We start from the raw sequence: 12,225 nt of genomic DNA on the forward strand, positions 1-12,225 counted from the left end.
AATATATTCCCATTTGATATATTCCCATTTAATATATTCCCATTTGATATATTCCCATTTAATATATTCCCATTTAATATATTCCCATTTAATATATTCCCATTTGATATATTTACCATTCAAATTCACTTCTATAATATTCCAAAAAATCCGCAGATGTGCCCCGCACATCGAGACCTACCAACCCCCACCCACCCTCACTCTCGGCTCAACTTTCCACATCCAATACCGTCACATACATATAACGGCCTCAAGACTATTTCACTCCCAACAACCCCTCAGGCCGTTCTCCTCCATCGGCTCAACCTTCCGTATCCAATACCGCAGCATACAGACACAAGTCAACAAAACTCCCACCCTCCACAACCAAGCACTCAAAAAAAAGCCCGAGGGGTGTGCAGAGGGGCCGCGGCTTTGCGGCCCCTTTGCGGTTTTCCTATTTTCGCAAAAAAATACTGCGTCCGTTCGCCAACCCGAACGAAACACAGTATTTTTCAAAAGTATTTTTTTACATTTTGTTACTTAACAACACGTACTCTGTACATGCCCTCGATCTCCTTAAGTTCATCCAACGCCTTAGCAGACGCCGCACTCTCAAGATCAATAAGAGTATAAGCAAACTCCCCTTTACTCTTATTGGTCATATCCGCAATATTCAATCCCTCGGATCCAAGGATCTTTGTAACCTGACTGATCATATTCGGTGTGTTGCTGTGCGCAAGAGAGATTCTTCCGACAGCCACACAGGTACCCATATCACAGTTCGGATAATTAACTGAATTTTTGATATTACCATTCTCAAGGTAATCGCGAATCTCCTTTACAGCCATCTCTGCACAGTTTTCTTCTGATTCCTCTGTAGACGCGCCAAGATGCGGAGTTACCAGAATACCCTCGCGTCCTGCAACTGTCTCATTTGCAAAGTCAGTTACATACTTCTTAACCTTGCCACTCTCAACAGCCTCGATCAGCGCATCCTCATCAACAAGAAGATCTCTTGCAAAATTCAGAAGAACCACGCCATCCTTCATCTTATCAAAAGCTTCTTTGTTGATCATCTTCTTAGTGCTGTCAAGAAGCGGCACATGAATGGTGATATAATCGCACTGGCTGTAGATCTCATCCAGGCTCTTGCTGTGCTTGATGGTTCTGGACAGGTTCCATGCCGCATCAATAGAAAGATATGGGTCATAGCCATATACTTCCATACCAAGACCGCATGCTGCGTTTGCCACCATGGCTCCAATGGCTCCAAGTCCGATGATACCAAGCTTTTTGCCACTGATCTCACATCCTGCAAACTGTTTTTTCTGCTTCTCGGCAAGCTTGCCGATGTGCTCTTTATCTTTCTCCTGTGCAACCCACTCGATACCTCCTACGATATCTCTGGATGCAAGGAGCATACCTGCAAGTACCAGCTCTTTTACGCCGTTTGCGTTAGCTCCGGGTGTGTTGAATACAACAACACCCTTCTCTGCATACTCCTTAACCGGAATATTATTGACGCCTGCACCTGCACGTGCAACTGCGCAAACGCTCTTCGCAAGCTCCATGTCGTGCATTTTTGCACTTCTTACAAGGATTGCATCACACTGGTCAGCTGTCTCTGTTTTTTTATAATTATCGCCAAAAAATTTCAGACCTTTTTCAGCGATAGGATTCAGGCAATGATACTGGAACATTATGCATTCTCCTCCTCGAATTTTTTCATGAATGCAACCAGGGCCTCTACGCCGGCCTTTGGCATGGCATTGTAGATGCTGGCACGCATTCCGCCAACAGTACGGTGTCCTTTCAGGTTTACAAGTCCTGCTTCAGCTGCCTCTTTGACAAACTTGGCATCCATTTCCTTGTCACCGGTTACGAACGGTACATTCATAAGAGATCTGTCTTCCGGAACTACAGTTCCTTTGAACAGCTTGCTGGAATCCAGGTAATCATAAAGGATTTTTGCTTTTTCCTCATTGCGCTGCTTCATCACTTCCAGACCGCCCATCTTCTTCAGCCATTTGAATACTTTTCCACATACATAGATGCAGTAAGCATTCGGCGTATTGTAAAGAGAGCCTGCATCTGCATGTGTCTTATAAGTAAGCATGGTTGGGGTTCCCGGAAGAACATCCTCTGTGATCAGGTCCTCACGGATGATCACGATAACCATACCTGCCGGTCCGATGTTCTTTTGAACACCGCCATAGATAATACCATATTTGCTTACATCCACCGGCTCAGACAGGAAGCAGGAGGATACATCTGCTACCAGAGTCTTGCCTTTTGTGTTTGGAAGTTTTTTGAATTTTGTGCCGTAAATGGTGTTGTTCTCACAGATGTATACGTAGTCTGCATCCGGGCTGATCGGCAGGTCACTGCAGTCCGGGATATAGCTGAAGGTTTTATCTTCAGAAGATGCGATCTTGTTTGCTTTTCCGTATTTCTGAGCTTCCTGATAAGCTTTCTTTGCCCACTGTCCTGTTACGATATAATCTGCGACCTTGTTTTTCATAAGGTTCATCGGGATCATGGCAAACTGCTGGGATGCTCCTCCCTGAAGGAAAAGTACTTTGTAGTTGTCCGGAATGTTCATAAGCTCACGGAGATCTTTCTCTGCAGTATCAATGATCTCCTGAAAAGCTGCACTTCTGTGACTCATTTCCATAACAGACATTCCTGTGCCGTTATAGTCCATCATCTCATCAGCTACTTCTTTGAGTACTTCCTCCGGAAGCACTGCCGGTCCGGCAGAAAAATTATACACTCTACTCATGTTTCTTCATATCCTCCTCATCAAATACATCATCAAGGTTCGCACCGGCCGGTACCATCGGGAACACACTCAGATCCTGATCGATCCAGCAATCCAGAACGACAGGTCCCTCTGCTGCCAGTGCCATCTTAAGTGCAGGCTCCACATCCTCCATCTTTGTCACACGAATGGCTTTTGCACCCAGCGCCTCTGATAATTTCACAAAATCAACGGCGTCATCCAGTACTGTAGAAGAGTATCTCTTTCCATAGAAGAGCGTCTGCCACTGACGCACCATTCCAAGTACATGATTGTTCATAACAATCTGGATCAGCTGTCTGCCACAGCGTGCAGCTGTTGCCAGCTCATTCATATTCATACGGAAGCATCCGTCACCTGCTATATTTACAACTGTTTTTTCCGGTCTGCCCATCTTCGCGCCAATTGCAGCGCCAAGGCCGTAACCCATAGTTCCAAGGCCGCCGGAAGTAAGAAGAGTTCTCGGCTCTTTGTATTTATAATACTGTGCCGCCCACATCTGGTGCTGTCCAACATCTGTGGAGATGATCGCATCACCGTTGGTCAGCTCATAAAGCTTCTCTATAATATACGGACCTGTAAGCTGTGTGTGATCATAATTCAGCGGATATTTTTCTTTCAGCTCCTGGATATGTGCGATCCACTCCGGATGTTCTTTCTTCGGGATTTCCTCCAGAAGACTTTTCAACACTTCCTTCACATCACCGATCACACTGGCATCCACTTTGATATTTTTATTGATCTCCGCAGCATCCACATCGATCTGAAGGATTTTTGCATTATGTGCAAAAGTTTTTGTATTTCCTGTTACACGGTCACTGAAGCGTGCACCAAGAACAATAAGAAGATCGCACTCTGTTACGCCAAGATCGGAAGCCTTGGTTCCATGCATACCTACCATACCTGTATAGAGAGTATCTTCTCCCGGGAAAGTACCCTTGCCCATCAGAGTATCACAGACAGGAGCCTGGATCCTGCGAGCCAGCTCACGTACTTCCTGGTCAGCACCGGAGATCACACATCCGCCGCCAACAAAAATAAACGGTTTCTCTGCCTCTCTGATCATTTCCAGTGCCTGATCAATATCTTCTTTACGGATACTTTTGATCTCACGGTTAACAGTAGCCGGATGACATGGCTCATATTCATATTTCATTCCTGTGATATCCTTCGGGACATCCACAAGCACCGGACCGGGTCTTCCGCTTTTTGCAATATAAAATGCTCTTCTTAACGTATCTGCAAGATCTTCGATATTCTTTACGATGAAACTGTATTTTGTTACAGGCATTACGATACCTGCGATATCAACCTCCTGGAAAGAATCTCTTCCCAGGAGTGGTCTTCCTACGTTTGCAGTAATGGCTACCATCGGTACGGAATCCATGTATGCAGTCGCAATTCCTGTTACCAGGTTAGTTGCTCCCGGACCGGATGTTGCCAGGCAGACACCTACCTTTCCGGTCGCTCTTGCATAACCGTCAGCAGCATGGGATGCACCCTGCTCGTGGGAGGTCAGTACATGTGTGATCTCATCTTTGTATTCATATAAGGCATCGTAAACATTCAGGATCGCGCCGCCCGGATATCCAAATACGGTATCAACGCCCTGTTCCTTCAGACATTCTACGATGATCTCTGCACCTGTAAGCTGCATATCTTTCGTTCCTCCTTATTTTGCTTTCGGTACTTCCAGGATCGCGCCACGGTTTCCGGATGTTACCATAGCAGCGTATCTTGCCAGATATCCGGTTGTCACCTTCGGCTCTCTTGGCTGCCATTTTTCTCTTCTGGCCTGCATCTCTTCATCTGAAACCTTGATCTCCAGTTTCAGCTCCGGAATATTGATACTGATGATATCGCCTTCCTCAACCAGTGCGATCGGACCGCCTACTGCTGCCTCCGGTGATACGTGTCCGATAGCGGCTCCTCTGGATGCACCACTGAAACGTCCGTCGGTGATCAGGGCTACGGAAGAACCAAGTCCCATTCCCACGATGGCAGATGTAGGATTCAGCATCTCTCTCATTCCAGGGCCACCCTTTGGTCCCTCGTAGCGGATAACCACAACATCTCCCTCTACGATCTTACCGCTCTTGATGGCAACAATTGCGTCATCCTCGCTGTCAAATACACGTGCAGGACCTTCATGTACCAGCATCTCCGGTACAACTGCAGAACGTTTTACAACACCACCATCCGGTGCAAGGTTTCCTTTCAGTACGGCAAGTCCGCCTGTCTTTGTATACGGATTGTCGATAGGGCGGATAACCTCCGGATTCAGGTTTACACAGTTTTTGATATTCTCACCTACTGTTTTTCCGGTTACTGTCATGCACTCTGTATGGAGAAGTCCCAGCTTGTTCAGCTCATTCATGACCGCATAGACACCGCCGGCCTCATTAAGATCTTCCATGTAGGTCGGGCCTGCCGGTGCAAGATGGCAAAGGTTCGGGGTCTTCTCACTGATCTCATTTGCAAAGCTGATATCAAAGTCCATTCCGATCTCATGTGCGATAGCCGGAAGATGAAGCATACTGTTTGTGGAGCATCCAAGTGCCATATCTACGGTAAGTGCATTTAAAACTGCCTCTTTTGTCATAATGTCTCTTGGGCGGATGTTCCTTCTGTACATTTCCATTACCTGCATTCCTGCATGCTTTGCAAGACGGATACGTTCAGAGTATACTGCCGGGATGGTACCGTTTCCTTTCAGTCCCATACCGAGAACCTCAGTCAGGCAGTTCATGCTGTTCGCAGTGTACATACCGGAACATGATCCACAGGTCGGGCAGGTTTTATTTTCGAATTCTTCCAGATCATCTGCTGTGATGGTTCCTGCTGCATAGGAGCCTACTGCCTCAAACATGCTGGAAAGACTGGTTTTATGTCCTTTTACATGACCGGCAAGCATCGGACCGCCGCTTACGAATACAGTAGGAACGTTGATTCTTGCCGCTGCCATCAGAAGGCCAGGTACGTTTTTGTCACAGTTGGGAACCATGACCAGAGCATCGAACTGATGAGCCAGTGCCATGGCCTCTGTGGAATCTGCGATCAGGTCACGTGTTACAAGGGAATATTTCATTCCAACGTGTCCCATTGCGATTCCGTCACATACTGCGATCGCCGGAAATACAACCGGTGTGCCGCCAGCCATTGCAACGCCGAGTTTCACAGCATTTACAATTTTGTCAAGGTTCATATGTCCCGGTACGATCTCGTTATAAGAGCTTACGATTCCTACCAGTGGTTTGTCCATTTCTTCCTTTGTCATTCCAAGGGCATTGAACAGGGAACGATGTGGTGCCTGCTGTGTGCCTTTTCTTACGGTATCACTTCTCATTTTCAGGGTCTCTCCTTTTTATTTTTTACGATATGATCCGGTATCTGCTTATTGTCTTCTTTTACCTGATATCGGTTCTTTTTGTTCTGTTTCGTTTTGTTCGTCTTTATTTATGCGATAGCATCTGCGATCAGATCGCCCATCTCTTTGGTTCCGACAAGCTTGCATCCGTCAGACATGATATCTCCTGTTCTGTAACCATCTGTAAGAACCTTCTGTACTGCTGTTTCCACAGCATCTGCTTCTTTATCAAGATCCAGAGAATATCTCAGCATCATGGCAGCGGAAAGAATGGTTGCGATGGGGTTTGCCTTGTTCTGGCCTGCGATATCCGGTGCTGAACCATGGCTCGGCTCATAGAGACCAAGCTTTGTTTCATTTAAGCTTGCAGAGGAAAGCATTCCGATAGAACCGGTCACCATACTTGCCTCATCAGAGAGGATATCTCCAAACATGTTTTCTGTAAGGATAACATCAAACTGCTTCGGATCACGTACCAGCTGCATTGCACAGTTATCAACCAGCATATGCTCCAGTGTTACATCCGGATAATCCTTTGCCACATCCTCCACTACACTTCTCCAGAGTCTGGAAGAATCAAGAACATTGGCTTTATCTACACTTGTAACCTTATTTCTTCTCTTACGTGCGATCTCAAATGCCTTAATTGCAATACGGCGGATCTCATTCTCATTATAAGAAAGAGTATCTACTGCTGTGCGGACTCCGTTCTCCTCAGTAGTCTTTCTTGCTCCGAAATAAAGACCTCCTGTAAGCTCTCTTACGATGATCATGTCAAAACCATCTCCGATGATCTCATCACGGAGCGGGCATGCATCACGAAGCTCATTGTAAAGATAAGCCGGACGAAGATTTGCAAACAGATTCAGTGCCTTACGTATCGCAAGAAGACCTGCCTCCGGACGTTTGGATGGCTCAAGCTTATACCACGGGGATGTCTTGGCATCACCGCCAATGGAACCCATCAGTACTGCATCAGAAGCTTTTGCCTGGGCAATGGCTTCCTCTGTAAGAGGTATTCCGTGAGCATCAATGGATGCCCCTCCTAGAAGAACCTCTGTGTATGAAAATTTATGACTGTATTTCTCACATACTCTGTCTAAAACTTTTTTGGCCTCGGCAACAATCTCCGGACCGATTCCGTCTCCCGGAATCAGGGCAATTTTGTACTCCATTTTATTCACTCCTCCGATTTCCCCTGTGCTGTAAAATTTTAACGCACTGGTGTGGATAATTGTTATTATCATAACGCACTTTTCGACGGATTTCAACCTATTAAATAGATAAAGTTATTTCCGGAATGCAAAAAAAAACGGTAATTCCCTGTTTCTGCCGCCACAGAGACATACTTTCGCACACAGAAAAAAGAAAAACTGCCCTACCATTGGATGAACGCCGATAAGGAAGTAGCAGAAACAAATTAACTTAACGACTGACAAACAGGTGCAAAATGGTGTGGCATATATTTGACACACCATTTTTAACACAAAGTTATATATAGGAAAATATTCTTGCAGTTATTTCTTGTTTTTGTTACAATTATCTACAGGATATTATTGGGGATTGCTGTTGATAGGAGGCGATTATCTTCTTCTTTTATTTTTTCTTTGATGACCTGTATTGGGTTGAAGAAGTGCAACAAGCATTTAAAATGATTTGCATGGATAAGATGCTATCCGACGGTTACTTTGATATGAGCATATATATCTATGGTCGTATCAAGAAAGATGAAATGTATGCAAAACTTGTTGCGCGCAAGTCAAAATACGCTGTATTGTACCGGGGAGCATATCCTAATCAAGACAATGCACGTTCTGTTTGGAATTCAAAAGTCCAAAAGCAAGAAAGTGTTGATAATGAGCAAAAAATTGAACTTACTTATGAAGAGGCAAGTGCCATAGTCAACTGGGTATATAGATCGCTCAGAAACGCTCAGGAAAGGGAGAATTTTACTCAAGAGCTTCTGCGGAGAATAGAAGAATTTCATGGCATTCAAAATAGTGTCCGTTTTTCAAATGGAGTGGCATATAATGCTGCCAAAGTAGAGTTGCATTTCTTTTCATCTGTTTCTGGTGTAAGTTCTTTTATTTCTTCTTTAAAGAAGCGTAACGACACGTTAATTTTTTATAGAGGACACGCAAATCCCAATTATATTCTGCGCCCATCAATTATGCGTACGACTAGCTTGCAAGAAAATGAGAGTGCGTTGTATAACGAATTGCTAATCAACTGCCCTGAGGAATTTGAGAAGTGTCATACCCATTTAGAAAAATTAGTTAAGATGCAACACTATGGTTTGCCAACGCGATTACTAGACATTACTAGAAATTTGTTGGTAGCCTTATTCTTTGCGTGCGAAAGCCAGCCCGAAACCTATGGAGAATTGATATTGATTGCTGCTAACCATCAGGAAATCAAATATCCACAAAGTGATACAGTTTCTATTTTGGCTAGCCTTCCCGTTTTTTCAGCGCAGAAACAGCGTGAGTTCTTTTCGCTAGCGAGTGATGCGCATATTTCTAGCTCACAATTTAACACTAAGATAGCGAGACTGATTCATGAAGTTAGATTAGAGAAACCAGCTTTCCAACCAGAAATAAACAAAAATGATGTTCTTAATAGTTACATTGTTTACGCACTTAAAAACAATAACAGAATTGTGAAACAAGATGGTGCGTTTATTCTTTGCGGGCTTGATAATCAATATGGTTTTCTAGAAAAATTTCGTTATAGAGAACATAACAAAAAAGTAGTTGTATTGATTGATAAGAAGAAAAAAATCCTTGAGCAGTTAGAAACTTTTTCTATCAATCGCGCTTCTCTTTTTCCTGAAATTGAGTGTGTCTCGGAATATCTCAAAAACAAGTATTTATAGCGTAATTGACATTTCTTGTTGACTTCTACGCATTTTAAACCATACTTATGCGAACTTGAATATAATCCTTTCTGGGTAGTCCAATCACACTGAAAAAGCCCCGTGTATCGGGCTTTTTTAACCTCTAAATGCGTAGGCACAAATGTCATAATAACAGCGGGCTCAAGCGAATTTCTGCTTGGTTACCACACAGCAAATACAGAGGAAGCCGTCAAGGGTCGAGATGAACGCTCCGCGCCCTTGACGGCTTCCTTTGTCTTGGTAAGCTTTAGCGAAGCGACAACCCCCAGCTTTGCTGGGGAGAGTAAAAAAGATTATATAATGAAAAGACCTTCTGGTATAATGAAAGTGCGGTCGGCCAACTGCACAAGAAAAACACCAGGAGGTCTTTTAAGATGGAAAAAGATATAGCGAGTTTGCAGCACACAACGTGGAGATGCCAGTATCATGTAGTGTTTGCTCCCAAATACCGCAGAATGGCAATATATGGGCAAATCAGAACGGATATAGGAGTGATTCTGAGAAAATTGTGCGAGCAAAAAGGAGTGGAAATCATTCAGGCAGAAGCCTGCCCGGATCATATCCACATGCTAATTAGTATTCCACCCAAATATAGTGTAGCACAAATCATGGGATATCTCAAAGGGAAAAGTAGCCTGATGATATTCGATAGACACGCAAACTTAAAATATAAGTATGGAGACAGGCACTTTTGGGCAAGAGGATACTATGTGGATACAGTAGGACGCAACAAAAAGCAGATTGCGGAGTACATCAAGCATCAGCTTGACGAAGACCAGATAGCAGATCAAATGAGCCTGAAAGAGTTCATTGACCCGTTTACGGGTAGCAAGAATACCAAGGCATAAGACAACGCCCCTTAAGGGGCCTGCCACGAGTCGGCAATGCAGTTGGCCGAACCGTTCGAGGCACCTTGAGGGGCGTTGTCCGTATTATGCCCTTCTAGGGCTTACACAAACCCCCGGCTTAGCCGGGGGTCATGACTTGCTATTTCTTGTTTACGATGACTTCCGTGAGCTTTGCCTGTAAGCGGTGTTTCATGTATTCATCCACCATCACATGAGGTAAACCGTCCAGATCGTAGAGTGTCCGGGTACACAGTTTATTCATGTAGCCGTCATAATATCGCAAGACACTTTCCACGGCCAGCGGATCACCGGCGCGAGCCGTCTCGATCACAGACAAGGGCAACAGTTCCCGCCCGTAGAAAGTTGGATGCTTCATTTCGCTTTCCTCCCTCCGTCGTCCTCCAATCGTTTCCGCAATTCATTCAGGGCTTTGGTACGGTGCCGCTGGACGGCGCTGCGGGACATTTCTGCAATACTACCTATCTCCCCATCTGTCAGTTCCAACACACAATACAGGATCAAAATGCTTTGCTCCCGTTCCGGCAGGCTGGCAAAGGTATCAGCCACCAGCTCGTCCCGGATATGTAGGGCATAGCCAAAGGCCGAGGACACAAAGCTGTCGCTTGGGTATTCGTCCATCGAGCAGAGTTTGTCCATTTCATACTGGCACAAGGCACTGAACTGGATTGCCCGTTTCAGCTGACGATTTAGTTCCCGGAAATAGTTCATAGCCTCATGGCGGAGAACAGTTTTACAGAACGCGTCAAACCGGCAGCGTTCTCCATAATCGTCAGGGATGTATTTCATTTTCTCACCCCCGATCTGCGGGATAGCGAGAAGGCCGGGCCGGTTGCGCCGCCCACGGTATCTACGTTGCTGCGGCAACTCAGGCCCGCACCGAAAGACCACAGGAAACGACAAAATTCGCCCGGCAGGTTGTAGACCCACTGTGCGAAAATGAAAGTAATATGAAGTTTTCTTATATGGTATAGTTCATACTCGTAGCCGGAGCTGTCACCTGCTGGGCACAGTCTTTTTTTAAGAAGCTATTTTGGTAAAAATCAAGTCGTATCAGCATGGCGGCTTCCTCCGTGGGCCGCCGATCCTGCGCCGGGCAAAAAGAAACGGCGGCTCTGAAAATCAAAGCCGCCGCTTCATAGGCGCGTGGAAATGTGTCTGCTTTACGACGGCTTTTTTCTTTTGCCGTCGTCCGGCAGAATGTTACTCAATATTCAATTCAATGTTTCCAGTAAAGTCCTCACACGCAATGCCGATATAATTTCCACCATCAGGAAGTGTAATTGTATCACTATATGTTCCGGTTGTTTCAAGCAAAGTGACTGCTTCATCCGATCCAGAAATCCAAAATACTTTTGCAGTACCTTCCGTAACCTCCAGCGCGCAGTCAATAGACAGCTCCTTACCAGCTTCACGCTTTATGGAAGTTCCGCCGAACAAATACTCTGTATCTGAAAAATCCTCATAGTTGGCTGTATAGCTTCCTGTATAATCATCAATTCCTTTTTCTTTCGTACCTTGTAAGGATGAATTTCCGGTAAGCTCTATAGCTCCAGCTGACTGAACGATATTATTATAATGGTCGAGAATTTCATCTTTTGAACAGCCAGCAAGCATAAAACTTCCCACAAGGACGAATGTTAATGCTAAAACTATTTTCTTCATAAAATCATCACCAGCCTTTCTTTGGTGCTACCTTTTTGGCCTTTTTCTTTGTTTGGGTTGCTTCTCGCTCTTTCATGCACAAAATCAAGATGGCAGAAATAACGACAGCAAGCACAAGACTGCAAGAACAGGTTCCGATATTCCAGTTGACTGCGGTATCATAGCTACGGTAGCCTACCATTCCGAGACTTGCGGTAATCGGATAAAGGTTTGCTGATGTCATATTTCCTGCGGCAAACATCCCTCCATATCCATAGACAAAAGCAATGATTACACCGACTAAAAAGCTGCCTGCCCTCCGACAAGTAAGAGCGATAATCGGCAGAACCGCAAGATATAAAAAGAAATTAACCGCAGTAATCTGCAAGGCTGCTTTTAGAGCTAAGGAAATCTCAAAGCCGGGAAATCCCACAATCATTTTTGCTATGATTGTAAACAGGCTGCATATCAGCCCGAAAATAATAGACAATACGCCGCACACAATCAATTTTCCGGTCAACAGTTTCTTAAAAGAGATCGGCACAGTCAGAATATTTTTCAATGTGTCATCCGTCTGCTCACGAGAAATCATATATCCAGCAATTAGGCTGATACACATCGGAAAAATCATGGACATATTGTTTTTGATGACCTGTTCTGTAAGATAGGC

11 protein-coding genes are annotated in these 12,225 nt (G+C 44.8%); 2 read left to right on the forward strand and 9 right to left on the reverse strand.

Annotated features, from left to right (window positions below; all coding sequences use genetic code 11):
- Nucleotides 1-518: 518 nt before the first annotated feature.
- The 5 genes from DWX61_RS18420 to leuB all read right to left on the reverse strand — a co-directional run bounded on the left by DWX61_RS18420 (nucleotide 519) and on the right by leuB (nucleotide 7,324).
- The gene (locus DWX61_RS18420) at nucleotides 519-1,682 is read right to left on the reverse strand and encodes a phosphoglycerate dehydrogenase (protein WP_118514355.1); all 1,164 of its coding nucleotides are present in this window, start codon (nucleotides 1,680-1,682) and stop codon (nucleotides 519-521) included.
- Nucleotides 1,682-2,764: a 3-phosphoserine/phosphohydroxythreonine transaminase gene (gene serC, locus DWX61_RS18425; protein WP_118514353.1), complete on the reverse strand. Its 1,083-nt coding sequence runs from the start codon at nucleotides 2,762-2,764 to the stop codon at nucleotides 1,682-1,684. The genes DWX61_RS18420 and serC overlap by 1 nt, the downstream gene beginning before the upstream one ends.
- A complete protein-coding gene (ilvB, locus tag DWX61_RS18430; RefSeq protein WP_118626659.1) occupies nucleotides 2,757-4,439 on the reverse strand; it encodes a biosynthetic-type acetolactate synthase large subunit in 1,683 nt (560 codons plus the stop codon). The genes serC and ilvB overlap by 8 nt, the downstream gene beginning before the upstream one ends.
- 15 nt (nucleotides 4,440-4,454) lie before the next feature.
- On the reverse strand, nucleotides 4,455-6,128 hold the full coding sequence (gene ilvD, locus DWX61_RS18435) for a dihydroxy-acid dehydratase (protein ID WP_118626661.1): 1,674 nt from the start codon (nucleotides 6,126-6,128) through the stop codon (nucleotides 4,455-4,457).
- A gap of 110 nt (nucleotides 6,129-6,238) precedes the next feature.
- Nucleotides 6,239-7,324 (reverse strand): 3-isopropylmalate dehydrogenase, encoded by a 1,086-nt coding sequence (gene leuB / locus DWX61_RS18440; protein ID WP_118514347.1) that lies wholly within the window; start codon nucleotides 7,322-7,324, stop codon nucleotides 6,239-6,241.
- Between the two features lie 458 nt (nucleotides 7,325-7,782).
- On the opposite strand from leuB, the gene DWX61_RS18445 reads away from it, so the two are divergent.
- Nucleotides 7,783-9,024, forward strand: a complete 1,242-nt coding sequence (locus DWX61_RS18445; protein ID WP_147419227.1) for an FRG domain-containing protein — start codon at nucleotides 7,783-7,785, stop codon at nucleotides 9,022-9,024.
- 395 nt (nucleotides 9,025-9,419) lie between these two features.
- On the forward strand, nucleotides 9,420-9,893 hold the full coding sequence (gene tnpA, locus DWX61_RS18450; protein ID WP_118514343.1) for an IS200/IS605 family transposase: 474 nt from the start codon (nucleotides 9,420-9,422) through the stop codon (nucleotides 9,891-9,893).
- Between the two features lie 139 nt (nucleotides 9,894-10,032).
- On the opposite strand, the gene DWX61_RS18455 is transcribed toward tnpA, so the two are convergent.
- The 4 genes from DWX61_RS18455 to DWX61_RS18470 all read right to left on the reverse strand — a co-directional run.
- Nucleotides 10,033-10,269 carry a helix-turn-helix domain-containing protein gene (locus DWX61_RS18455; RefSeq protein WP_118626663.1) on the reverse strand — a complete coding sequence of 79 codons (237 nt, stop codon included), beginning with the start codon at nucleotides 10,267-10,269 and terminating at the stop codon, nucleotides 10,033-10,035.
- Nucleotides 10,266-10,700, reverse strand: coding sequence for an RNA polymerase sigma factor (locus tag DWX61_RS18460; protein WP_118514339.1), 435 nt, complete (start codon nucleotides 10,698-10,700; stop codon nucleotides 10,266-10,268). Before DWX61_RS18460 ends, DWX61_RS18455 begins: the two co-directional genes overlap by 4 nt.
- A gap of 414 nt (nucleotides 10,701-11,114) precedes the next feature.
- Nucleotides 11,115-11,576, reverse strand: coding sequence for a hypothetical protein (locus DWX61_RS18465; protein ID WP_118514337.1), 462 nt, complete (start codon nucleotides 11,574-11,576; stop codon nucleotides 11,115-11,117).
- Nucleotides 11,577-11,583: 7 nt separating this feature from the next.
- Nucleotides 11,584-12,225 (reverse strand): ABC transporter permease (locus DWX61_RS18470; protein WP_147419641.1); only part of this gene is annotated, 642 nt, incomplete at its 5' end.

Origin of the sequence: Ruminococcus sp. AF20-12LB, assembly GCF_003478985.1 — a bacterium.
Lineage (GTDB): Bacteria > Bacillota > Clostridia > Lachnospirales > Lachnospiraceae > Blautia_A.